At 53.0% G+C, this 24,131-nt stretch carries 20 protein-coding genes; 16 read left to right on the forward strand and 4 right to left on the reverse strand.

Annotated features, from left to right (window positions below; translation table 11 throughout):
• The first annotated feature begins 65 nt into the window (after positions 1–65).
• Positions 66–662, forward strand: coding sequence for a dephospho-CoA kinase (gene coaE / locus NXT01_RS09160; RefSeq protein ID WP_259080305.1), 597 nt, complete (start codon positions 66–68; stop codon positions 660–662).
• Here coaE and NXT01_RS09165 read toward each other — a convergent pair.
• Positions 603–2,024 (reverse strand): DUF4185 domain-containing protein, encoded by a 1,422-nt coding sequence (locus NXT01_RS09165; RefSeq protein ID WP_259080306.1) that lies wholly within the window; start codon positions 2,022–2,024, stop codon positions 603–605. The genes coaE and NXT01_RS09165 overlap by 60 nt on opposite strands.
• A 25-nt stretch (positions 2,025–2,049) precedes the next feature.
• Between NXT01_RS09165 and uvrB the strand changes: the two genes are divergently transcribed.
• Complete coding sequence (gene uvrB, locus NXT01_RS09170; RefSeq protein WP_259080307.1) at positions 2,050–4,137, forward strand: excinuclease ABC subunit UvrB; 2,088 nt, start codon at positions 2,050–2,052, stop codon at positions 4,135–4,137.
• Here the strand turns inward: uvrB and NXT01_RS09175 are convergent.
• The 3 genes from NXT01_RS09175 to NXT01_RS09185 form a co-directional block, all read right to left on the reverse strand.
• Complete coding sequence (locus NXT01_RS09175) at positions 4,134–6,317, reverse strand: UvrD-helicase domain-containing protein (RefSeq protein WP_259080334.1); 2,184 nt, start codon at positions 6,315–6,317, stop codon at positions 4,134–4,136. The genes uvrB and NXT01_RS09175 overlap by 4 nt on opposite strands.
• Positions 6,318–6,486: 169 nt before the next feature.
• Positions 6,487–7,356, reverse strand: a complete 870-nt coding sequence (locus NXT01_RS09180; RefSeq protein ID WP_259080309.1) for a DoxX family membrane protein — start codon at positions 7,354–7,356, stop codon at positions 6,487–6,489.
• 87 nt (positions 7,357–7,443) lie between these two features.
• Complete coding sequence (locus NXT01_RS09185) at positions 7,444–8,034, reverse strand: MBL fold metallo-hydrolase (protein WP_259080310.1); 591 nt, start codon at positions 8,032–8,034, stop codon at positions 7,444–7,446.
• An 88-nt stretch (positions 8,035–8,122) separates the two neighbouring features.
• On the opposite strand from NXT01_RS09185, the gene uvrA reads away from it, so the two are divergent.
• The 14 genes from uvrA to tyrS all read left to right on the forward strand — a co-directional run bounded on the left by uvrA (position 8,123) and on the right by tyrS (position 23,958).
• A complete protein-coding gene (gene uvrA, locus NXT01_RS09190) occupies positions 8,123–10,978 on the forward strand; it encodes an excinuclease ABC subunit UvrA (protein WP_259080311.1) in 2,856 nt (951 codons plus the stop codon).
• Between the two features lie 285 nt (positions 10,979–11,263).
• Positions 11,264–11,824, forward strand: a complete 561-nt coding sequence (gene infC, locus NXT01_RS09195; protein WP_259080337.1) for a translation initiation factor IF-3 — start codon at positions 11,264–11,266, stop codon at positions 11,822–11,824.
• Positions 11,825–11,854: 30 nt separating this feature from the next.
• The gene (gene rpmI / locus NXT01_RS09200; RefSeq protein WP_259080312.1) at positions 11,855–12,049 is read left to right on the forward strand and encodes a 50S ribosomal protein L35; all 195 of its coding nucleotides are present in this window, start codon (positions 11,855–11,857) and stop codon (positions 12,047–12,049) included.
• A gap of 68 nt (positions 12,050–12,117) precedes the next feature.
• Complete coding sequence (gene rplT / locus NXT01_RS09205; protein WP_259080313.1) at positions 12,118–12,501, forward strand: 50S ribosomal protein L20; 384 nt, start codon at positions 12,118–12,120, stop codon at positions 12,499–12,501.
• Between the two features lie 82 nt (positions 12,502–12,583).
• The gene (locus tag NXT01_RS09210) at positions 12,584–13,024 is read left to right on the forward strand and encodes a TM2 domain-containing protein (RefSeq protein WP_259080314.1); all 441 of its coding nucleotides are present in this window, start codon (positions 12,584–12,586) and stop codon (positions 13,022–13,024) included.
• A 598-nt stretch (positions 13,025–13,622) separates the two neighbouring features.
• Positions 13,623–14,438 (forward strand): RNA methyltransferase, encoded by an 816-nt coding sequence (locus NXT01_RS09215; protein WP_259080316.1) that lies wholly within the window; start codon positions 13,623–13,625, stop codon positions 14,436–14,438.
• A 99-nt stretch (positions 14,439–14,537) separates the two neighbouring features.
• The gene (gene pheS / locus NXT01_RS09220; protein WP_259080317.1) at positions 14,538–15,569 is read left to right on the forward strand and encodes a phenylalanine--tRNA ligase subunit alpha; all 1,032 of its coding nucleotides are present in this window, start codon (positions 14,538–14,540) and stop codon (positions 15,567–15,569) included.
• Between the two features lie 49 nt (positions 15,570–15,618).
• The gene (gene pheT, locus NXT01_RS09225; RefSeq protein WP_259080318.1) at positions 15,619–18,117 is read left to right on the forward strand and encodes a phenylalanine--tRNA ligase subunit beta; all 2,499 of its coding nucleotides are present in this window, start codon (positions 15,619–15,621) and stop codon (positions 18,115–18,117) included.
• Positions 18,118–18,233: 116 nt separating this feature from the next.
• Positions 18,234–19,208 carry an ornithine carbamoyltransferase gene (gene argF / locus NXT01_RS09230; protein WP_259080319.1) on the forward strand — a complete coding sequence of 325 codons (975 nt, stop codon included), beginning with the start codon at positions 18,234–18,236 and terminating at the stop codon, positions 19,206–19,208.
• Positions 19,209–19,230: 22 nt separating this feature from the next.
• Entirely contained in the window at positions 19,231–19,749 is a 519-nt protein-coding gene (locus NXT01_RS09235; RefSeq protein ID WP_259080320.1) for an arginine repressor, read from the forward strand.
• A 9-nt stretch (positions 19,750–19,758) separates the two neighbouring features.
• On the forward strand, positions 19,759–20,955 hold the full coding sequence (locus tag NXT01_RS09240) for an argininosuccinate synthase (RefSeq protein ID WP_259080321.1): 1,197 nt from the start codon (positions 19,759–19,761) through the stop codon (positions 20,953–20,955).
• A gap of 81 nt (positions 20,956–21,036) precedes the next feature.
• Entirely contained in the window at positions 21,037–22,488 is a 1,452-nt protein-coding gene (gene argH, locus NXT01_RS09245; RefSeq protein ID WP_259080322.1) for an argininosuccinate lyase, read from the forward strand.
• A 20-nt stretch (positions 22,489–22,508) separates the two neighbouring features.
• Positions 22,509–22,685, forward strand: a complete 177-nt coding sequence (locus NXT01_RS09250; protein ID WP_259080324.1) for a Trm112 family protein — start codon at positions 22,509–22,511, stop codon at positions 22,683–22,685.
• Between the two features lie 13 nt (positions 22,686–22,698).
• Positions 22,699–23,958, forward strand: coding sequence for a tyrosine--tRNA ligase (tyrS, locus tag NXT01_RS09255; RefSeq protein WP_259080325.1), 1,260 nt, complete (start codon positions 22,699–22,701; stop codon positions 23,956–23,958).
• The last annotated feature ends 173 nt before the right edge of the window (positions 23,959–24,131 follow it).

The following is a 24,131-nucleotide window of genomic DNA, read 5'->3' on the forward strand; positions in this document are numbered from 1 at the left end:
TTTTCCTCAAATCCCCAGCACTCTCCACGGGCGCTGGGGATTTAACATGCACTAGTATAAATTTCATGAAGATCATTGGGCTCACTGGTGGCATCGGTTCCGGTAAATCGACTGTTGCAAAAGAATTCGCATCTCTTGGAGTTACGGTGATAGACGCCGATCACATTGCCCGCGACATCGTCGAGCCAGGAATGCCAGCCCTCAACGAACTAGCTGACGCATTCGGCGGGGATATCATCAAAGATGACGGTCATCTCAATAGAGGATTACTCGCGGAGCGCGCTTTTAGCAGCCCGGAGAAGACCGCCCAACTGAGCTCGATTACCCACCCTCGCATCCGAGAGCGCACCGAGGCCCTCTTTGAGTCCTACCGTAAGGCAGGGCATCCTATAGTCATTTGGGATGTACCGCTCCTCGTCGATAAGGGGTACCACCGTCACTGCGATGCCGTTATCGTGGTTGATACCTGTGCTACCGAGCGGCTCAGGCGGTTAGTACACTTGCGCGGGCTGAGCGAGAAGGATGCTAACGCTCGCATTGCTGCTCAGATCAGCGACACCGAGAGACTACAGGTCGCCGACTTTGTCATCGATAATAACGGCTCACTCGACGCCATTCCCGCGCACGTCTCTCGGATTCTCCAAAGACTTCGGGATCAGTGAAAGCTCTGTAAGCCCTGTAACCCTAGTAGTCTCAAGGGCAGGGGATAGATCCACAACCTTTTCTACGGTGAGATTATCCTCGGTGTCGTGGTTGCTTTTAACGCTGGCGTTTAGAGATATTTCATCAAGTTTCGTGCGCATGACCAGTACGTTATATGCTCCCCACGTAGACGCCACCCATTCGAGTGTCCCTGAATTCTGATGGGGCAGGATAAAACCACCATAGATATCGGGGATTGTTGCGCGACTAATAAGCATGCGCTTCGAACTCCACGGGCCGGTTATCTTTTCTGCGGTACGAAGCACCATTCCGTTCTCGTCCAGGTAGAGTACTACCCATCGGCCTAAACCTTCGTGGAAGGTCACCGAAAGTTCAGAAACCCTTCCATCCAGTAGTGGAAGCTCCACCGCCGGATCGTCAGTCCACGTCGAGCCGTCGAAGTATTCGAAAGCGTTTTCGGCGGGGAACTCCGACTTAGCCGCACGAGATAGATAAGCTGACCCATCGCGACCGGATTTAGTGCTTATCCGGTAGATATAGTTGTCATCGTGAGTGAAGGCGCTCATCTGAAGGTGCGAATTCCCGTGTCTGTAGGCGCTAAACCCTGGGATACTCGGTAGGTTCTCTGCATCTGCATTGACACGAATGGATTCGGGAACGAGTGACCAATTTACTCCATCGACACTCATCACTGTAGCCGCATAATTGGTATCCCAATACCCTGGAGCACCCCAGCGACGCACCGACATATAGTCAATATAGTGCGCACCATTGACATATATCCCCGCGGTGGGGATGGTGGTGTGCTCTATTCCCGGAACCTTCAGCGAGCCGATAATTTCCCGGGCGAATCCCGACGACGACCATCCACCCGCAGTCAAAGCCTCATCGAGGGTTAACCCATCCGAGTAGTCCTTATCTACAGTGCGTAGCAGGACATTCGAGCGCCAGCCATTATCAGCTCCATCGCAGCTCATGGTGTCGCCAAATGCCATATAGGTGTAATTTTCAGGTCCGGACCACGCGATACCTAAGTCGGTGCCCGAAATACCAAAACGAGAATGAGTACGCTGCGGGGAACCTGGACCAGTCAGTAGATGAAGGGATTGAGTTGCACCCTGGAGGATGGGCATTTGGCCAGGATGCCGCCCCTGATCAAGCGAACTACTTCCATGACTGGAACTAAATAAGGACGAGCCCGACAAGAAGGGTAAGGAAGAACTCCCCTGGGGTTGAAAGTGTTCACCTTCTTGCGGCACGCGAGTGTAGTCACATGGCGCTGCGGTGACCGCGGGGGCGGTGAATAATTGGCCGAGTACGGTGGCAGCACACACACTGAACGCCAGTCTTCTCATTTGCATAACTACCACTATATTATTGGTGGTTATGAATTCCCTCCCTGCCGATCAACAGCCGGACCATCGCCCCGTTACAGAAATAGCTCGCTCCCAGGGCACCTTCGAGGTGGTATCGGAATTCCAGCCCAGCGGGGACCAACCCACCGCGATCAAAGAATTGGACGAACGTCTGCGCCGCGGTGAGGATGATATTGTTTTACTCGGTGCTACGGGTACCGGTAAATCTGCCACCGCCGCGTGGCTCATCGAAAAGCAGCAGCGACCCACATTGGTCATGGCTCCCAACAAAACTCTTGCTGCCCAACTCGCGAATGAATTGCGCTCCTTACTTCCGAATAATGCGGTTGAGTATTTTGTTTCCTACTACGATTACTACCAACCCGAGGCCTATATCGCCCAGACCGATACCTATATCGAAAAGGATTCCTCCATCAACGATGATGTGGAACGACTGCGTCACCGGGCTACCTCGTCCTTGCTAACGCGACGCGACGTGGTGGTGGTCTCCTCAGTGTCATGTATTTATGGTTTGGGAACGCCGCAGGGCTATATCGATCGCTCCGTGTGGTTGGAGGTAGGAGAAGAAATAGAGCGAGATCGTTTCCTCCGATTGCTGGTTGACATACAATACGGCCGCAACGATATCGGTTTCACACGCGGCACATTCCGAGTTAAGGGCGATACCGTCGATATCATTCCAGCCTATGAAGAGACCGCAGTGCGTGTGGAGTTTTTTGGCGATGAAATTGATGCACTCTACTATATCCATCCCCTGACCGGCGAGATTATCCGCCAGGTGCAAGACGTTCGCATCTTTCCGGGCACCCACTACGTAGCGGGACCGGATCGTATGGCGCGAGCTATCGAAGATATCAAAGAAGAATTAGCTGACCGGCTCGCTGATTTGGAAAATCGTGGAAAACTGCTGGAAGCACAGCGCCTGCGAATGCGCACGGAGTACGATCTCGAGATGATTGAACAAGTCGGTTTTTGCTCTGGTATTGAGAACTACTCCAGACACCTTGATGGGCGCGCTGCGGGTACCGCGCCAGCGACCTTACTCGACTACTTCCCCGATGATTTCCTCACCATTATTGACGAGTCGCATGTGACGGTGCCCCAGATTGGAGGCATGTTTGAAGGCGATATGTCGCGAAAACGCAATCTAGTGGAATTTGGTTTCCGTCTGCCTTCGGCTCTTGATAACCGCCCTCTCACGTGGGAGGAGTTCTCGCAGCGGGTGGGGCAGACGGTTTATCTGTCGGCCACCCCTGGCAATTACGAGTTGGCCGCCTCTGGTGGAGAATATGTCGAGCAGGTTATCCGCCCAACTGGTCTGGTCGATCCAGAGATCACTGTCAAACCTACGCGGGGTCAGATCGATGATCTCATTCACGAGATCAGGGAGCGGACTGCGAAGGATGAGCGCGTGCTCGTTACTACTTTGACTAAGAAGATGGCCGAAGATCTCACTGACTATTTATTAGAAAACGGAGTGAAGGTTCGCTATCTACACTCCGATATCGATACTCTCCAGCGGGTTGAATTGCTGCGACAGCTGCGCCTCGGGGAGTTCGATGTGCTGGTGGGCATCAACCTGCTTCGCGAGGGCTTGGATCTTCCTGAGGTATCCTTGGTGGCCATTCTCGACGCAGATAAGGAAGGTTTCCTCAGATCCACAACGTCCCTCATTCAAACTATCGGACGCGCCGCAAGGAATGTCTCTGGCGAGGTAATCATGTATGCAGACAAGATGACGGACTCCATGACATTCGCCATCGAAGAAACCGATAGGCGCAGAGAGAAGCAATTGGCCTACAACAAAGAACATGGGATCGATCCGCAGCCGTTGCGCAAGAAGATAGCCGATATTCTTGACCAAGTTCAAGACGCTCATTCCGATAGTGGCGACGAGGGACGAGCCGATGCCGCGCTCGTCGCGCGCAAAGATACCTCCACTATGGCCTCCAGCGAGGTGGAATCTCTGATCAAAGAGTTGACCACTCAAATGGGGCAGGCGGCTCGCGAACTCAAATTCGAGTTGGCAGGCCGCCTCCGGGACGAGATTGCGGACCTCAAGAAAGAATTGCGTGGTTTAAAGGAAGCCGGGATCTAGGTGAGATCGGTGCTGTCTCCAATGATGGTCAACGATTGTGTAGCCCGGGTGAGAGCCACGTAGAGATCTTGGTACCCTTGCGGGGAGGACTCGACAATCTCATTCGGTTCCACTACCACGATGTGATCGAATTCAAGTCCTTTGATTGAACTGACCCCTCGAATGGCCGAATTCTCGCGATGATCAGCTGCGATAATCGCCACGGAGCGGTGAGGGTCTTTCTCTTTCAGTTCCCGAGCAATGCACATTGGATCGGTATCTGAAGGGTAGAACCGTACTGGATACCCCGAGGATCTGAGAGACGTCGCGGGTCGTCGGTCATGACCAATGCGGGCGAGTATTTTGTGCGCGTACTCCATGATCTCTAACGGAGTGCGGTAGTTAACGGTGAGCTCGTGCTTCGTGAAGCGCTGCGAGACAAAGGGAGCGAGGGTTTCCGCCCACGAGTCGACCCCGGCGGGTGACCCGGTTTGAGCCGTATCGCCCACAACAGTCATCCATCGAGCGGGTATTCGTCGCATGACCATCCGCCACTCCATCGGACTCAGCTCCTGGGCTTCGTCGATAATGACGTGGCCATAGGTCCATTCTCTATCATTGCGGGCGCGGTCGGCTGTGGTGCGAATATCTTTTTCTACCTGCCAGTCCGCCAACTCCTCGGCGTCGATAATATCGAAAGCGGAGAGAATCTCAGCGTCTGATTCATCGTCGAGATCTGAGTTTGCCGAGGAGCTGAGGCCTTCAAGCGTTGACTCAGCAGCTTCCCGTTCCAAGTCCCATTTTTGCTCGCGAGTCGCGGCAGGATGGGGGCCTATGAGTTGAGCTAATTCGTCGAGAAGCGCTGCGTCGCTGGCGGAGAAGCCCTCGACATCATCGCGCAAGAGAGCATCGAAAGTGTCCTCATCGTAGTCGAAGAGAATCTCGCTTAAAATTTTGGCATCGCAGAGCATTTCGGCGAGCACATCTTGAGGCCGCAGAATCGGCCAGAATTCTGCGACGAGTTCATGGAGTTCAGGGCTAGCCAAAATATCGTCATGTATCTGCGCTTGGTCTCCCTGGGATAGCAAATTCTGCCGCCCCAAAGGATCAGCGCCGACGATTGACACCAGAGCTTTGGTTAACTGCGCGGAGAGAGCATCGGCGAAAAGAGGTTGGGCGAGATTATGCGGCCGCCGTCCCCGTCGTGCCCTGGTGCGGGCGGATTTGACCATAGCAGGGGTTAATGTGATATCGATGCCCTCGATGCGGATAATTCTATTCTCCTGGAGCTCCGATTGGTGGCGTGCAACAGCTCGCTTGAGAATGGTGATCATCTCTAGTGAGCCTTTTACTTCTTTCCCCGCGAGGCTTTCTGGCTTCGAGGGGACCATTTGCGGGTACAGCTCACCAATAGTGCTTAGAACGACGCCAGTCTCTCCGAGCTCGGGTAAAACTCGCGAAATATACTCAAGGAACGTTGGATTGGGCCCGATGATTAATACGCCTTGGCGGTCCAATTGCTCTCGCCACGTATAGAGCAGATAGGCGATCCGATGGAGGGCTACAGCTGTTTTTCCGGTGCCGGGACCACCCTCAACAACCATCACTCCGCGGGTTTTGTCACGAATGATCGTATCTTGTTCGCTCTGTATGGTCTCTACGATGGAGTGCATATGCGACCCACGGGCTTGTTGTAAAGCTAGGTGGAGAGCAGATTCATGGGCCACAGAGTGGGGCGCGTATTCGATTCCGCTCAGATCTCCACCGAGAATTTCGTCATCAACTCTGACCACCGTGCGACCCTTAGTGCGAATATGCCGACGAATTTCGACTCCCCCCGGTTGCGCAGTTGTGGCTAAATAAAAAGGTCTAGCCATGGGGGCTCGCCAGTCGAGAAGCAGGGTACGGTAATCGTCGTTTCGATCATCGAGGCCCATCCGCCCGATATAGCGGCGCTCAAGGTTATCCCTGCCCGGTACTGGGTTCTCGACGAGGCCGCTCGAAGCTATATCTATTCTTCCGAATACTAAACCGAGAGAGGCTAGGTTGAGGCGGTCTATGCGCTGATTAAGTGCGTGGAATTCAGTATCGCGTTCGAGCAGATCTCCTGCATCGGGATCGCTATGGTCAACGCGCATCTGAACAGCGCTTAGTTTCCGGCGTGCTTGCTCCACCTCGGCATCGAGCTTGGTAAAGAGCATATCCACATAGCTCTGCTCATCGCTTAAATCGGTGGACTTTTTCAACGGCAATCTCCTTGCTTGCTTAGAAACCAAAACTCCACTCTACTAGCACCATCTATTTTGGTGCCGACGCGAAAGGGCCACCCCACGATCTGGGGCGGCCCTCACAATGCTGTTTAAGTGATGATTAGTTCAGCTTCTTGCCCACCTTCTTTTGAGCCCGAGCAATGGCCTTCTCGGCGTTTTTCTGCAGCTTAGTAGCCTTCTTTGAGGCCTTCTTGGCACGTCGACCAGTTGCCTCTTGAGCGTGATCATAAGCCTCCTGGGCGCGCTCTTGAGCCTGGGCCGCAGCCTTCACTACCTTTTTGCGCGCTACCTTCGAGTTAGCTTGCGCTTCATTGAGGAATGAACGGGCGGCCTGGCTCCAATCGTCGCGGTTATCCTCGACGTATTCCGTAGCCTTATGAGCGGTATCGCCAATCCACGAGGAAGCCTGGCTGAGGAACTTCTCAGACTCGTGGCGGGCTTCGTCAAACCAATCACTTGCGGAATCTGCGAACTTTTGAGTTTCACTTTGGGTAGGCAGCGCCTGCTGAACGCGCTTATTCGCTACCCGTGCAGCTTTCTTGGCGCGCCAGCTAAGACCTGGTTTTCCGGCGGTATCAGCGCTCGTGATGAAGAGCCCCCCAAGCAGAGCCATGGAGGTGAGGAAGCCCTGGCGGCGCTGTGTCTTCTCAGCTGGATCTTGGGTTTCCCAGAAAGCGTGGCGAGCTAAAACCGTCGGCACGCTCACGAGTGCGAGAATACCAGCCGACAACCGTGGGAACTTACCCAAAAATAGTGTAGTACCAGCGGCAATCTTCGTTCCACCAACAATCTTGGTTAGCTGAGCTGGGTCTTGAGGCAGCTGTTTATAATACTGGCGAGGGAGGACCATACGAAGGTTACGCATAATCATCGCGGTCCCTTGGGCATGTTCGTCAACGTGTTGGACCATGTCGACGCCGTCGGAAATATAGAATGAAGCCACCATAGGGCGGGCGAGTTTGCGGAGCATGTAAAACCTTTCACTGAAATCTGTCTATTTTTGGAGCTTTAGCAAGCACCTTTAAATGATGGTAGTCGAATTTGGCGCGCGAGGTAGCTACCAACCTCTTTTTTCCCATTCCCCTAGTGCTGGTCGTTCCGCACCTATAGTCGTAGGTTTCCCATGTCCTGGCCACACGATGGCATCATCGGAAAACCTATCAAAGAGTCGGGCGCTCACGTCGGAAAAGAGTTGCTTGAATTCGGCTGGTGAATCAGTTTTACCCAAGCCGCCAGGGAAAAGAGAATCTCCAACGAATAGGTGTGTGGTGCCGTCGTTGTGGAGGGCTAAGCACGCTCCGCCCCGAGTATGTCCGCGCAAAATAATCACCTGAAGATATTGGCCATAAAATTCGAGGGTATCTCCGTGCGACAGTTTCGTATCGACTGGGGCGGGGAGATCAGGGGCATCGAGCGCTGAAGCATAGTGGTGTGCCCCAGTAGCACTAAGCACTTGAACCAAGGCGCCCACATGATCTGCGTGACTGTGGGTGGTGAGCACAGCGTCGATCGATCGCTCGTTCCTACTGGCCCATTGCAGAATAGTTTCGGCTTGTGCAGGAGCATCGATCAGGAGAGTGCGGTCGCCCCAACTGAGAGCATAACTTTTATTATCCATGGTGCCCAAGGTCAAAATATCTAAGTCCATGGATCCCACAGTAGCGAAAGGGTTTATTCGTTGCTATGTTCGATAGGGCGCATAATGCCTAAGAATGAATCGAAGGGAAAATCATCCAGTGGCTGATCAGCTAGTTGTTAAAGGCGCTCGCGAGCACAATCTCAAAGGCGTAGATATTAGTATCCCTCGCGATTCAATGGTGGTCTTTACCGGCTTATCTGGTTCAGGAAAATCCTCTCTGGCCTTTGATACGATCTTCGCCGAGGGGCAGCGTCGCTATGTTGAAAGCTTGAGTGCTTATGCGCGCCAATTCCTTGGTCAGATGGACAAGCCAGATGTCGATTTCATTGAGGGCCTATCGCCTGCAGTATCGATCGATCAAAAATCAACCAACCGTAATCCTCGCTCGACTGTGGGAACGATTACGGAAGTGTACGATTACCTGAGACTTTTGTATTCGCGTGCGGGTATCGCACACTGCCCGGTGTGCGATGCAACGATTGAGCGGCAGACTCCGCAACAAATTGTCGATCAAGTTCTGGATATGGAGGAGGGCCTGAAATTTCAGGTGCTCGCACCAGTCGTTCGTGCTCGCAAGGGCGAGTTTGTTGATCTCTTCTTAGAACTCGCGCAGCAGGGTTTTGCTCGCGTACGTGTCGACGGGGAGGTCCATCCGCTCTCCAATCCGCCAGAGCTAAAGAAGCAAGTAAAACACACCATAGAGGTAGTGGTCGATCGCTTGCAGGTGAAGCCCGCTCAAAAGCAACGGCTCACCGATTCAATAGAGCAGGCCCTCAAACTAGCTGATGGGATTGTGGAACTCGATTTCCTCACCCTCCCTGACGATCATCCGCAGCGCAGTCGCCGTTTTAGCGAAAAATTGGCGTGCCCTAATAACCACGATATCGGGGTGGACGAATTAGAACCCCGCGCCTTTTCCTTCAACTCTCCCTTCGGCGCTTGTCCGACATGCGACGGTTTGGGAACTCGCCTGGAAGTTGATATCGACCTCGTTATACCGGATAAATCTGCGCCCCTCATTCGGGCTATCCACCCCTTCAGCACCTCAGGTTCCGCTGACGGCTATTACCAAAAGCTGATCAAGGGGTTATGCAATACTGTGGGCATTGACCCTGCCACGCCATACGAGGAATTGACGAAGAAACAGCAGGATATTGTCCTCAATGGAGCCCCCGATAAAGTCACAGTGCGGTATAAAAATCGCTTCGGTCGTACCCGCACATGGACCTCTTCTTTCGAGGGGGTTCTCCCGAATCTACAGCGACGCTTAGAGGGGACCGATTCCGATGCCCAAAAAGATCGCCTGCTGGCCTATATGCGAGAGATACCATGTCCTGCCTGCGAGGGAACCAGATTGAAGCCCGAAATCCTGGCGGTTAGGTTGGGATCTGCCGAGTTCGGGGAGTTATCAATTGCCGGTGTCACGGCGCTGAGTATTCAGGAGGCCAGTGAATTTCTGAACTCCTTAGAGCTAAATAAACGCCAGGCGATGATCGCCGGGGCCGTACTAAAGGAAATTCAAGCTCGTCTTAAATTCCTTGTTGATGTGGGGTTAACGTACTTAACCCTCAACCGTGCTGCAGGCACGTTGTCAGGTGGAGAAGCTCAGCGCATCCGACTTGCTACTCAAATCGGATCAGGTTTAGCAGGTGTGCTCTATGTGCTCGACGAGCCTTCAATCGGTCTGCACCAGCGGGACAATCAGCGGCTCATTGGTACTCTCGAAAGACTGCGCGATATTGGTAATACCCTCATCGTTGTGGAGCACGATGAAGACACCATTAAGGCAGCGGACTGGCTGGTAGATATTGGGCCGCTAGCGGGAGAGTATGGGGGAGAGATTGTTTATCAAGGCCCACCCCAAGGTATTAAAGATTGTTCCGAATCCTTGACTGGAGCTTATCTGTCGGGTGCGAAAACATTGGGGGTGCCTGCCCAGCGGCGTGAGGTCGATAAAGAGCGCGCGCTTACAATTGTGGGTGCGCGCGAGAATAATCTCCGCGATATCACCATCACGCTTCCGCTAGGAGTGCTGGCCTGTGTCACGGGTGTTTCCGGATCGGGTAAATCAACCGTGATTAACCAAATCCTAGCCAAAACACTCGCCAACGAGCTCAACCGAGCACGACAGGTACCAGGTCGAGTAACCCGTGTCGAAGGCATGGAGCATCTCGATAAACTAGTCCAAGTGGACCAAAGCCCCATTGGTCGCACCCCGCGATCAAATCCAGCAACGTATACAGGTGTTTTCGATAAAGTTCGTACGCTCTTCGCCGAGACAACAGAGGCAAAGGTGCGAGGATATAAGCCAGGACGCTTCTCCTTCAACGTTAAAGGTGGGCGATGCGAGGCTTGCCGAGGCGATGGCACTCTCAAGATCGAAATGAATTTCCTGCCAGACGTCTATGTACCATGCGAAGTCTGCCACGGTGCTCGATATAATCGCGAAACTCTTGAAGTGCGATACAAGGGTAAAAATATCGCAGAGGTTCTCGATATGCCCATATCCGAGGCAGCTGAGTTCTTCCGACCTATTACCTCGATCCATCGCTACCTTCACACTCTTACTGAGGTAGGTCTTGGCTATGTTCGACTAGGGCAGTCTGCTACCACTCTTTCTGGAGGCGAAGCTCAACGCGTGAAGCTCGCCGCGGAATTGCAAAAACGCTCGAACGGACGCACCATTTATATTCTGGATGAACCGACCACCGGCTTGCACTTTGAGGATATACGTAAGCTTATGCTGGTGATTCAAGGTTTGGTTGACAAAGGCAATTCGGTAGTCATCATCGAACATAACCTCGATGTGATCAAAGCCGCTGACTGGATTGTGGACATGGGGCCTGAAGGAGGTTCTGGGGGAGGGCTGGTGGTGGCCGAGGGGACTCCCGAGGATGTTGCTCGAGTAAGTGGCTCGTACACTGGCCAGTTCCTAGCGAATATCTTGACCTAACTGGGTTCGAACTTGCTTGCTTGATTCGTGCTGTGCTACCTTTGGGAAGCTACCACCTGGACTGAATGTTTTTTACTGAAGAATATGCAGTTGGGGTCGCAAGAGGAGATCTTCCCACCTGAGGCTGCTTGCTTAAAAAGTAAGTTGGCACAAGGTATAAGAGTACGTCAGTAATATCACTGAAAGAGTTACTGCTGTATGAGTGCAAGGGTCTCCCGTTTGTGTGGATAACGCAAACGGGTTTTCGTTGTGTGTTGGGATAGAAGCCAATGCGATAACCGGTAGATCACATATTGTTTATTTTGCTACTTTGAGGAGACCCCCATCAGCGCTGAAGCTCGCATTAATGATCGAATTCGAGTCCCTGAGGTTCGTTTAGTCGGACCAAACGGGGAGCAGGTTGGAATCGTACGAATCGATGATGCCCGCAAGCTCGCATACGACGCTGACCTGGATTTAGTCGAGGTCGCGCCAAACGCGAAGCCGCCCGTGTGCAAAATCATGGATTACGGCAAGTTCAAATACGAACAAGCTCAAAAGGCCCGCGAATCGCGGAAAAATCAGCAGCAGACAGTTGTCAAAGAGCAAAAATTCCGGCCGAAAATCGACGACCACGATTATGAGACCAAGAAAAGCAACGTGATCCGCTTCCTCCAGAAGGGTTCCAAAGTTAAGGTCACCATCATGTTCCGCGGTCGCGAACAATCGCGACCTGAACTGGGTTATCGACTTCTGGAGCGCCTAGCCGAGGATATCGCAGAATACGGCGCAGTCGAGGCAAGACCCAAACAAGACGGTCGCAATATGACCATGGTTCTTGGCCCATTGCGCAAGGGTAAAAAGTAAACACTACAAGTTATAAGGACGTTGAATCCCATGAAGCAGAAGACCCACAAGGGTACCGCTAAGCGAATCAAAACGACCGGTTCCGGTAAGTTGCGCCGCGAGCAGGCTAACCGCCGCCACCTGTTGGAGGGCAAGCCTTCCAAGCGTACGCGCCGTCTGAAGGGTACGAAGGATGTTGCCCCTGCCGACGTCAAGCGCGTGAAGCGTCTGTTGGGCAAGGCTTAAAACCCCCGCTTTCTTCATCCTCGTCAACCTATACAGTAAGAACTTAATTAAGTAAGGAAGTTTTAAAAGTGGCACGTGTCAAGCGCTCACTCAACGCCAAGAAGAAGCGTCGCGAGATTTTAAAGTCCGCTAAGGGCTACCGTGGCCAGCGTTCTCGCCTGTACCGCAAGGCAAAGGAACAATGGCTGCACTCAATGACTTACGCCTACCGCGATCGTCGCGCCCGTAAGTCCGAGTTCCGTAAACTGTGGATTACTCGCATCAATGCCGCCGCACGGATGAATGACATCACCTATAACCGTCTCATCCAAGGTCTTAAGATCGCAGGCATCGAGGTAGACCGTAAGATTCTCGCTGAGCTCGCGGTTAACGACTTTGCCGCCTTCTCTGCAATCTGCGAGGCTGCCAAGGCCGCGCTGCCAGCGGACGTTAACGCCCCAAAGGCTGCCTAAAATTCTAAAGCAAAGAACCCTGCGCAAGCAGGGTTCTTTGCTTATATACAACTAACTGAGCGAAAGACCTAGAAAAAAACTTATGACTAATCCACATTCGGACCCTCAATGGCACGGCCCTTTTGATCCTGAAGCCCCCCGATCCTTCCAGCAGGAGGACTTTCCGTATCCCGCACCGGCATCTTCGAGTGGGCAGCAATTTCCCGACTATCGGCAAGCACCAGTAGGGCCGACCTATGCCAGCCCTTCTCCTATGAGCCTGCCTGCAAAATCATGGGCGATAGCTGCGATACTTGCCTTCTTCCTCGGCGGCTTCGGCGCCCATAATTTTTACTTGGGCTATAATACGCGGGCTGCCTGGCAATTAGGTCTTTATATAGCTGGAATAGTCACCTCGTTCATACTAATCGGCATTCCAATCGTTTTTGGCGTGGCCGTATGGGCCTTTGTGGAGTTCATACTCATCCTCGTGGGTGCGTCCACCTTCTCCCATGATGCCGACGGAATTTCTTTGGCTAAATAGCCCCTCCTACGCAGAACTTAGAGTTCCAAACCCCCTGAAAAATTCAGGGGGTTTGGAACTAATAAAACCTTGGAGACGGTTTTATGAATCTGCTATGACCCATTGCCTCATATGCACTGTGAGTTAATGTAAAAGGCTGCAGCGCATGCTGGTTCGATGATGGTGGTTGAGTTCGTTCATCACATCAATTTAATGAGAGGCTGTCAGATATACATGGCTAAGAATCCTCCGCTCAACTATCACACTATATTTGACGCGTACGTGACCTCAATAATGTGCTTAGGTTGCTGAGCCAGATGCACCGTTTAATCCGTACTTGAATAAGGAATCTCCGGGTGGTTGAGCGTAGTAGGATTTATTCGGAAAAGAGGCGGAGCCTCCCAGATCAAGATTTCCCTGCGCATTTGAGGATAGTAGGGCGCCGCTTTCCACGGCGACCTGCAACCACGAATTCGAATCCCTGAGAGGTCCGAAAAGATGCGTTTACCTCATTGCATGGCGTAACGCCTTCGTTTTGTTTCGATCCTGCGTGGGAACCACGCCAGCGGAGCGATTGTACTGTCTGGTCAACAGTTACTCGCGTGATAATATTCGAACAATGAGTCTGAACTTCGAGGATCCCTATACTGAGCGCACGCCGCGGGTTGTCAACGCTGCAAAATTGCATCGAAGCGCCGCCCGCAAAAAAACTGGCTTGTTTCTGGTTGAAGGGGAAAATTCCGTTGAGGCGGCCGTAGCAACAGGAGCCGCTCGGGACCTATTTATTACCGAGGAAGCGGCAGCACGCTATGCAGATATCGTTCAAACTGCGCAGCATCTCGGACTTTATCTACATCCGATCACGGCGCGTGCGGCAAAATCGCTGTCGGATACGGTCACGAGCCCAGGAATTTACGCCGTGTGTGAACCCGTCTTATGGTCTACAGCCCAGGCTCTTCGCGGGAAACCCCGTCTAGTTAGCGTACCGGTTGAAACAAGTGACCCGGGCAATGCAGGAACCTTGATCCGAATTGCTGATGCAGTTGGCGCAGATGCCGTTATTTTTCTCGGTCATAGTGTGGACCCGCAGTCTTCAAAAGCAGTGCGGTCTTCAGCGGGCTCACTCTTTCACCTTCCCGTCGCTCGCGAAGTAAATATAGCGAGCGGTATAGCTCGACTAAAAGCGAGTGGTCTTAATATTGTGGCGACTGCAGCCGATGGTGAGATCGACCTCGATAATGCCGGTGAGATCCTTTCGCAGCCAACAGCCTGGCTGTTTGGAAATGAAGCACATGGTTTGAGTGAGGAAATTCTAGCTCTAGCAGATTCGAGGGTGCGTATTCCTATTAGGGGGCGGGCTGAGTCTCTAAATCTCGCTACCGCGGCGGCCATCTGCTTATATGAATCTTCGAAGGCTCTTTATAGTCAGAATTAGTCGACGAGGTCTTCTTGGGCTCTGCTGATACCGTCGGCTACGCTAATTGAGTAACAAGCGCGCTATCTGGCGCGAAAAATCCAAAGGAGACTAAAAGACGTGTCTGAGCTCAGTCAAGCAAGCTTACAAGCGGCCGCCGAACAAGCGGAAAAGGCCTTCAAAGCGGCCCGAAACCTCGATGAATTGGCTACTGCGCGGCGAGATCATCTCGGTGATGATGCGCCTATACCGCAGGCTCGGCGGGCTCTGGGAACATTGCCTAAGGAGAACCGTAAAGAGGCAGGTCGTTTGGTTAATATGGCTCGTGGACGTATCGAAAAGTACTTCGCTGAGCGAAAGTTGGTGCTCGAAGAGGAGCGAAATGCCGCAGTCCTGCGCGCAGAGCGGGTCGATGTCACAGTTCCCACGACTCGAACCAAGCCTGGTGCCCTGCACCCCATCACAGCGCTCAGCGAGCGCATCGCAGATATCTTTGTGGCGATGGGCTACGAAGTCGCAGAGGGCCCCGAGATTGAGGCAGAGTATTTCAACTTTGACTCGCTCAACTTTATCCCCGACCATCCAGCCCGTACGTTACAAGACACCTTCCATGTCTCAGTAGCTGATTCCTCACAAGTCTTGCGTACCCACACATCCCCTGTTCAAATGCGTACCATGCTCTCGCGTGACCTCCCAATTCACGTGGTATGTCCGGGCCGGGTATTTAGGACCGACGAGCTCGATGCTACCCACACACCGGTATTTCATCAGGTTGAAGGCCTAGCAGTAGATAAAGGGCTGACCATGGCTCACCTGCGTGGTACTTTAGATCACCTAGCACGGACCCTTTTCGGGCCCGAGACCCGAACTCGAATGCGCGTGAACTATTTCCCGTTTACGGAGCCATCTGCAGAGGTTGATGTATGGTTCCCTCACAAAAAGGGTGGCGCCGGATGGATTGAATGGGGTGGCTGCGGCATGGTTAACCCTAATGTGCTGCGCGCTGCTGGTATCGATCCGGATATCTATAGCGGCTTTGCCTTTGGAATGGGACTCGAGCGTACGCTGCAGTTCAGCAACGGGCTCAATGATATGCGCGATATGGTCGAAGGCGATGTCCGATTCACGCGACCATTCGGCATTCAAGCCTAAATTTAGCTGTGGACTCCTAATATTTTACTTTTGAGAGAAGAATGACATTATGCTGATTTCGCAAAACTGGTTGAGCGCGCTGTTGAAACGGTCCAATCCGCAATGGCCAGGGGTAAGCGCCGAAGAACTCGATGCCGCTTTCGTCCGGGTTGGATTCGAGACCGAAGGGTATCGAGAGTTACCGAAGATCTCAGGCCCCCTCGTTATTGGCCGTGTGGCGGATATTGAGGAACTGGAAGGATTCAAAAAGCCCATTCGACACTGCCATGTCGACGTAGGACAATCGAACGGGACAGGCGACTTGCAATCGATCGTCTGCGGAGCTCGCAACTTTTCCGTTGGCTCTACAGTAGTTGTATCGCTGCCCGGTGCAGTGTTACCCGGAAACTTCGCAATCGCGACTCGAGAAACCTATGGTCGCATATCCGCCGGGATGATTTGTTCAGCTGCCGAATTGGGTTTGACCGAAAAATCTGAAGGCATCATTGTGCTCAGCGATTATGAGGGTGAACTCGGTGCAGACGCTCGCTCCGTTTTAGGGCTCGATGACACAGTCTTCGACGTTAATATCACCCCAGATCGCGGCTATGCTCTCTCGGTACGCGGCCTCGTTCGTGAACTGGCGGCAGCTTTTGGATTGCACTACGACGACCCCGCCTTGGAAGAAATCTCTGGAGTCCCTACCGCCTCAGAATCATTAATACAGATCCATATTGCAGAGGACACGCGGGCGCAGCGATTCGGTATACGCCACGTCAGTGGTTGTGATCCCGAGGCAATCACCCCACTGTGGATGCAGCGTGAGCTCCTGCTCTCCGGCCAGCGTCTTATCAATTTGCCAACCGATATCACCAACTATGTGATGCTGTATCTAGGACAACCCATGCACGCTTTCGACGCGCATAAAATCGAGGGGGATCTTCGCATCAGGCGTGCTGCAGCGGGGGAGAAGCTGGAGCTCATTGACCACCAGGTTAAAGCACTCGACCTCGAAGATGTCGTCATTGCCGACGATTCTCACGTGCTCTCTCTTGCTGGAGTAATGGGAGGATCGCATTCGGAAATCAGCGAATCGACCACTGATATATACCTCGAGGCCGCCCACTGGGACCCCATTTCGATCGCTAGAACCTCCCGTCGCCATAAAATATCGAGCGAATCCTCGAGGCGTTTCGAGCGTGGAGTAGATCCAGCATTAGTTGAGGTTGCCTTAGATCTGGCCGCTGATCTCCTGGCTCGCTATGGCGGTGGCTCCATCGAGCCTAATTCGACAATCGTGGGGGAAATTCCGGACATGCCAGAGATCCTCATGCGTGCCTCCCGCCCTAGTGAGCTGGTGGGCGTCGACTACGGTCTCGACACCGTAGTCGCCCGGTTAAAAGAGGTCGGATGCCAGGTCACAGTGGATCCCGCAGCTGAGAACCTCACGGTGAAGCCAGCGACGTGGCGTCCGGATCTAGAGGAGCCGTGTGACTTGGTGGAAGAAATTCTACGCCTCGAGGGCTTAGAGGCAATCCCATCAATCGTTCCACAGGCTCCCGTGGGTCATGGTCTCAGTCCAGCACAGAAACGACGCCGTGCGGTTGGTCATGCGCTAGCATATAACGGCTACGTGGAGATTTTACCCACCCCCTTTATCAAAAACGATACATTCGACACGTGGGGTCTGAGTGCTGATGATCCCCGTCGCGCGGTAGTGAGCGTGCAAAATCCACTCGATGCCGACTACGCCATCATCGGAACAACTCTCCTTCCCTCTATGCTGGAGGCTTTGAGTCGTAATATAGCTCGCGGTACGAACGATATAGCGCTATTTGGGCAGCAGCAGGTGGCTTTCGCTCACGGTGGAGGACGTTCACCAATGCTTGATGTGCGCACGCGTCCGAGTGCTCGTGATATCGAGGCTGTGATGAACTCCCTGCCGTATCAGCCCGTTCATGTTGCTGCAGTTGGCTCGGGCTTGATTGCTGTAGATGGGCCGCTTTCCCAAGCACGGACCTATAGCTATGCTGATGCGATCGAAGCTGCTCGGATCGTAGCTCGGGCTGCTGGAGTGACTCTGACAGTGCGCAATGCCGACGAGCTTCCTTGGCATCCCGGTCGATGCGCTGCGTTGCTGGTAGACGATACCGTGGTGGGGTATGCCGGAGAACTCCACCCGCAAATAGTGGAGAAATTAGGATTGCCACATCGAACGTGCGCCATGGAAATGGATATGACAGCCCTACCTATTCGGGAAACTCTACCTGCACCAGTCCTTTCCGCTTATCCCACGCTCAAACAGGACCTGGCGCTGGTAGTCGACGAAGATGTGCCGAGTGAGCACGTGCGAGCAGCCATCGTTGAGGCCGCCGGCCCGCTTCTAGAAAGTGCAGAACTATTCGATATCTACCGTGCTGAGACCCTAGGGGATCATAAGAAGTCACTCACCTTTGCCCTGACTTTCCGGGCTCAAGATCGTACTCTGACCGATGACGAATGCTCTGAAGGACGTTTAGCTGCTGTTAAGCGTGCTGGTGACCTCTTCGGTGCGACGATGCGCTCATAAAGTTCGGCCGAATAACGTGGGGCGAGCGATATCGCTCGCCCCACAAAAGCCGCCATAAAATTAATATGACTGCATTTATGTTATCGTGAGGTAACTGGAAAGAGAGGCAGTCCGTTATGTCCATATTCGAGCAATCGCCGATAATCAATGGAGTGCGCCATTTTCTTGCCGATGACCACGTCACACACCAAGAACAGGCCGATATTCTCAAGCTAGCGCTCGAGATGAAAAAACACCCGTGGGATCTCAAGCCGCTCAGTGGACCGCAAAGCGTGGCAGTTCTCCTCGATAAGACATCCACACGAACCCGGTTTTCTTTCGACGTCGGAATTAGCCAGCTTGGCGGCCGCGCGATCGTGGTAGATACCTCGGTCACTCAAATAGGTAAGGGAGAAAGCTACGCTGATACAGCCGCGACGCTCTCACGCATGGTGTCCGCAATCGTGTGGCGGACTTCAGCGCACAAAAACCTGTGGGATATGGCGAGCCGCTCTACGGTTCCTGTCATAAATGGTCTCTGCGATGATTTCCACCCGTGTCAGATTATTGCTGATTTGCTGACTATCATGGAAAAGCTTTGTCCCGATCCAAGGTCATTGGGGCAGCTGCGAGCTTGTTATATCGGGGATGGCGCCAATAATATGGCTCACTCGTATATGCTTGGCTTCGCCACAGCAGGATTGAACCTAACGGTTATATCTCCTGAAAACCATCAACCTTCGAAAATTTATGTTGACAGAGCTCGCACACGGGCCGAGATGACTGGTGCTGATATTAGCATTACCAGTGACCTCGAATCTGCCGTGGGCGCCGATATTGTCATCACTGATACATGGGTATCTATGGGCATGGAAGAGCAGGCGGAGCAGCGACGTGTGGACTTCATGCCTTATCAGGTAACCCCACAAATTATGCAGAAGGCTAATAAAAATGCTATCTTTATGCATTGTTTGCCTGCCTACCGAGGGTACGAGGTAGCCGCTGACGTAATCGACGGACCGCAGTCCGTCGTCTTCGATCAGGCCGAGAACCGTCTCCACGCGCAAAAAGCTTTATTGACGTGGTTACTGGCAGCAAATTCCGACACTTAATACTTCTGGAATTGGAAAACCAATGGCACATTCGCAGATCACCCGTACGGTCCGCCAAGCGCTGATCGTAGAATTGCTCGAGCAAAACCTCGTGTCCAGCCAGAATCAACTGTCCTCCTTGCTCAAACAGCGCAATGTTCATATCACTCAAGGAACGCTGTCACGGGATCTAGACGAGCTGGGGGCGAAGAAGGTTCGACCCGATAATGGCCGCGCATTTTATGCAATCGGAGCTCTCGAGGAAGAATCCACTGTCGCTGCCGGCGCTGGAACCCGAGAGAAGCTTCGCAAGATGCTGGATAACTTGCTGGTATCAGCAGATCATTCGGGTCAGATCGCGGTATTGAGAACACCACCAGGAGCGGCCGCTTTTCTCGCAAGTTTCATCGATAGAGTCAGTATGGACGAGGTCGTGGGTACCATCGCCGGTGATGACACCGTGTTTGTGCTAGCTCGCGATCCTATGAGTGGCAAGGAGCTCGCCGAGATTTTAATACGTCAAGAGAAGACACGTCTTCCTGGAACATCACCTAAAAACTAAGGAGAAAACATGAACAATCGCGTTGTACTTGCATATTCTGGCGGACTCGATACCTCGGTCGCTATCCCATATCTGGCCAAAATGACCGGTGGCGAGGTCGTGGCAGTTTCGATCGATCTGGGCCAAGGTGGTGAAGATATGGAATCAGTACGGCAGCGCGCTCTCGACTGCGGTGCGGTTGAGTCGGTCATAATCGACGCTCGAGACGAATTTGCTGAACACTATTGCCTTCCCACCATCAAAGCTAACGGTGCTTATATGAAGCAGTACCCATTGGTGTCGGCTATTTCGCGCCCCCTCATTGTTCAGCACTTGGTGAAAGCCGCGCACCAGCATGGTGGTACGCACGTTGCGCACGGTTGTACTGGAAAAGGCAACGACCAGGTGCGTTTCGAGGTTGGGTTTAGGGCTTTAGCTCCAGAACTCGATATTATTGCGCCAGCCCGCGATTATGCATGGACGAGGGATAAAGCAATCCAGTTCGCGGAGGAGATCGGTCTACCAATCGAGCAGTCCAAGAAATCTCCATTTTCCATTGACCAAAACGTGTGGGGCCGCGCGGTGGAGACCGGCTTCCTTGAGGATCTCTGGAATCCACCGACCAAGGACCTTTACGCCTATACCGAGGACCCAGCTCTCGGAAATGCTCCTGATGAGGTGACCATTTCCTTTGAGCATGGAACGCCGGTGGCCGTGGACGGACGTCAACTCAGCGTATTGCAGATCATCGAGGAACTTAATCGCCGGGCAGGAGCTCAAGGAATTGGTCGGCTCGATATGGTCGAGGACCGTCTGGTGGGTATCAAATCTCGTGAAGTCTATGAGGCTCCAGGGGCCGTTGCGTTGATCACTGCGCATGAGGCTCTCGAAGACGTGACCATTGAGCGTGAATTAGCCCGTTATAAGAGGCTGATCGACGCCCGCTGGTCAGAGGAAGTCTATGATGGTCTGTGGTTCGGCCCTCTCAAGCGCTCGCTCGAGGCCTTCATAGACTCCACTCAGGAGCATGTCACTGGCGATATTCGCATGGTGCTGCATGCCGGTAAATGTACGGTCAATGGTCGTAAATCGGATCATTCGCTTTATGATTTCAACCTTGCCACGTACGATACCGGCGACACTTTCGACCAAACCTTTGCCAAGGGTTTTGTGGAGTTGCACGGGCTGTCGTCGAAAATCTCCAATAAGCGAGATCGCGAAGCCTAAATAAGAAGACGTGGGCCTGAAGGTACATGAACCTTTGGGCCCCTTTGTCTAGTGAGCACACTTTACTCTAAGGAACTAATCATGGAAGACACATCGGCTCCACATAGAACTAACCAAGGCGCACTGTGGGGTGGACGCTTCGCTGGCGGTCCATCCGAAGCAATGTTTAATCTCTCAGTATCTACCCATTTCGATTGGGTTTTAGCACCTTATGATATCTTGGCTTCTCAAGCGCACGCTAGAGTTCTGCACAAAGCTCAGCTACTCACCGACTCTGATCTGGAGACCATGTTGAGTGGACTTGAGCTATTAGGCGAGCGTGTTCAAGATGGGAGCTTCCAGCCGCTGCCAACAGATGAGGATGTGCACGGTGCCCTCGAGCGCGGCCTCATAGAGCTTGTAGGCCCAGAAGTCGGTGGGCGGCTGCGTGCGGGACGATCCCGTAACGACCAGGTAGCTACCCTCTTCAGGATGTGGGTACGTGATGCCATTCGTGACATAGCCCTAGATATAACAAAACTGATTGCTGCACTTACTGGCCAAGCTAAGGCCCACCCCGAGGTTATTATGCCGGGTAAGACCCATTTCCAGGCAGCACAACCTATCTTATTAGCGCATGCGCTGTTAGCTCACGCCCACCCGTTACTGCGCGATATCGAACGTTTACGAGACTTAGATAAGCGTCTCGCTGTCTCACCCTACGGTTCGGGTGCCTTAGCAGGATCATCCTTAGCGCTGGATCCAGAAGCCATTGCACAAGAACTCGGCTTCGATGAGGCAGCAGATAATTCCCTCGACGCTACGAGCTCCCGCGACTTTGCAAGTGAGGCTGCATTTGTTCTCGCTCAGGTTGCGGTGGATCTCTCTCGCCTTGCAGAAGAGGTTATTGCGTGGTCAACCCCAGAGTTCTCCTATGTCACCCTAGCTGATGCGTGGTCAACAGGTTCGTCGATTATGCCGCAGAAGAAGAACCCCGATGTGGCGGAATTGGCTCGAGGTAAGACCGGACGTCTCATTGGCAACCTCACCGGACTTATGGCCACGCTAAAAGCTATGCCCTTGGCGTATAACCGCGATTTGCAAGAAGATAAAGAACCGCTCGTCGACTCTTTCGCCCAGCTTCATCTCCTCCTACCAGCAATGACCGGTTTAATCTCTACCTTGGTCTTCAATGCCGAACGGATGCGCGAACTCGCTCCGCAAGGCTACACTCTAGCTACCGATCTGGCGGAGTGGATGGTGCGTCAGGGCGTACCTTTCCGACAAGCACACGAGGCTTCAGGGCTATGCGTGCGTCGCGCGGAGTCGCGGGGCGTGGGGTTGGACCAATTAACTGATGCGGAATTTCAAGAGATTGACCCCCGCCTCACCCCTGAAGTGCGTGAGGTTCTCACCGTGGAAGGTTCAGTGGCATCACGCACGACCAAGGGCGGAACGAGCGCTGTTCGGGTCGTAGAACAATTGGCACGCGTAGAGCAGCATGCCGCAGAACTCACCGTGTGGGCTGAAACCGGCCACATTAAGACTCGCTAAATTTGCTAGAGTGAGCGTTTATGACGATAGATCCTCGGTTGTTGGAAATTTTGGTGTGCCCTCAAGATAAAGGGCCACTTGAATATGTGGAAGACGAACAAGTACTGGTCAATCCACGTTTATCTATAGCTTATCGAGTAGAGGATGGCATTCCAGTGATGCTGGCTCACGAAGCTATTGAGTGGTCCCAACCTTAAGTAAAGGATGAATATGAATATTATCGACGAGCTGCAGTGGCGGGGCTTGATCAACCAATCAACCGATCTCGAAGAACTACGTCAAGCCTGTGAAAAACCTATTACTCTTTACTGCGGCTTTGATCCCACAGGGGCTTCGTTGCACGCCGGCCATCTCGTACCTCTTGTTATGCTTAAACGCTTCCAGCAAGCTGGCCACCGCGTACTCACTCTTGCTGGGGGCGCTACTGGGATGATCGGCGACCCGCGTGAACAGGGGGAGCGCAGCATGCTTTCTGATGACGCGGTGAATGCCAACGTAGAGTCGATCAAGAACCAGATCCGCTCCTTCATTGATTATGGAGATGACCGCGCTGTCATGGTCAATAATGCGGACTGGCTGGGCTCGATGAGTCTGATTGATTACCTGCGCGACTTAGGTAAAAATTTCTCTCTCAACACGATGCTCGACCGAGAAACCGTGAAGCGTCGGTTAAGTGGCGATGGTATATCCTATACGGAATTCTCCTATATGCTGCTGCAGTCCTATGATTTCGTCTACCTCAATAGGCAATATCAGTGTGTGCTCCAAATTGGTGGGGGCGATCAGTGGGGAAATATTATTTCAGGCGTTGACCTCAACAGGCGCATGAACCAGCAAAAAGTTCACGCGCTCACAGTGCCCTTGGTTACCGACGCCAGTGGTGAGAAATTTGGTAAGTCTACCGGCGGTGGAAAGCTCTGGCTCGATCCTCAGCAGACGAGTCCTTATGCGTGGTACCAGTATTTCCTCAATGCGGGTGACTCTGTGGTCATTGATTACCTTCGGTGGTTTACATTCCTCAGCAAAGAGGAGATCGCGGATTTCGAAAAGGCTGTAGAGCAACGTCCGCACCTGCGGGAAGCACAGCGCCGTCTGGCTCAAGAGTTGACAACTCTCGTGCATGGCGCAGAAGCGATGGCCGCTGTTGAACTAGCAGCGGAGGCACTTTTTGGTAAGGCTGACCTAGCTGACCTCGATGAGTCGACTTTGCAGGGAGCACTAGCTGAAACCTGTATCGCGCATATTACAGCCGGACAACCAAGAACAATCGCAGATCTCTTGGTAGCAACAGGTCTGACACCCTCTAAGGGGGCAGCGCGGCGCACCATTAAGGAGGGCGGGGCATATGTCAATAACTCCCGCATTCTCGAGGAAGATTGGGAACCCCAACCGAGCGATCTGCTCCACGGGAAGTGGCTGGTCTTAAGAAAAGGGAAGAAGACCTTTGCAGGGGTCGTAATCGACTCCTAAATTGATATCCGCTATCGGGACAACCTGATAGCGGATTTTTATGTGTTGTGCTGGGGATTTGTGTGTTTGGTGTGGGGTGTGTAGTTTTATGTGGGTCGTTGCGGCCAGGGTTGGTCGTGGTGGTGCATGAGCTTGGTGCGATTTGACGCTGTGTGGTGTTAGGTTGTATGGTT

This window comes from Corynebacterium sp. ES2775-CONJ (genome assembly GCF_024814515.1).
GTDB lineage: Bacteria > Actinomycetota > Actinomycetes > Mycobacteriales > Mycobacteriaceae > Corynebacterium.

Coding starts and splice junctions, on each gene's coding strand:
- coaE (WP_259080305.1), top strand. CDS start 66: ATGAAGATCATTGGGCTCACTGGTGGCATCGGTTCCGGTAAATCGACT.
- NXT01_RS09165 (WP_259080306.1), bottom strand. CDS start 2,024: ATGCAAATGAGAAGACTGGCGTTCAGTGTGTGTGCTGCCACCGTACTC.
- uvrB (WP_259080307.1), top strand. CDS start 2,050: ATGAATTCCCTCCCTGCCGATCAACAGCCGGACCATCGCCCCGTTACA.
- NXT01_RS09175 (WP_259080334.1), bottom strand. CDS start 6,317: ATGCTCTTTACCAAGCTCGATGCCGAGGTGGAGCAAGCACGCCGGAAA.
- NXT01_RS09180 (WP_259080309.1), bottom strand. CDS start 7,356: ATGCTCCGCAAACTCGCCCGCCCTATGGTGGCTTCATTCTATATTTCC.
- NXT01_RS09185 (WP_259080310.1), bottom strand. CDS start 8,034: ATGGACTTAGATATTTTGACCTTGGGCACCATGGATAATAAAAGTTAT.
- rpmI (WP_259080312.1), top strand. CDS start 11,855: ATGAAGCAGAAGACCCACAAGGGTACCGCTAAGCGAATCAAAACGACC.
- NXT01_RS09210 (WP_259080314.1), top strand. CDS start 12,584: ATGACTAATCCACATTCGGACCCTCAATGGCACGGCCCTTTTGATCCT.
- NXT01_RS09215 (WP_259080316.1), top strand. CDS start 13,623: ATGAGTCTGAACTTCGAGGATCCCTATACTGAGCGCACGCCGCGGGTT.
- pheT (WP_259080318.1), top strand. CDS start 15,619: ATGCTGATTTCGCAAAACTGGTTGAGCGCGCTGTTGAAACGGTCCAAT.
- argF (WP_259080319.1), top strand. CDS start 18,234: ATGTCCATATTCGAGCAATCGCCGATAATCAATGGAGTGCGCCATTTT.
- NXT01_RS09235 (WP_259080320.1), top strand. CDS start 19,231: ATGGCACATTCGCAGATCACCCGTACGGTCCGCCAAGCGCTGATCGTA.
- NXT01_RS09240 (WP_259080321.1), top strand. CDS start 19,759: ATGAACAATCGCGTTGTACTTGCATATTCTGGCGGACTCGATACCTCG.
- argH (WP_259080322.1), top strand. CDS start 21,037: ATGGAAGACACATCGGCTCCACATAGAACTAACCAAGGCGCACTGTGG.
- NXT01_RS09250 (WP_259080324.1), top strand. CDS start 22,509: ATGACGATAGATCCTCGGTTGTTGGAAATTTTGGTGTGCCCTCAAGAT.
- tyrS (WP_259080325.1), top strand. CDS start 22,699: ATGAATATTATCGACGAGCTGCAGTGGCGGGGCTTGATCAACCAATCA.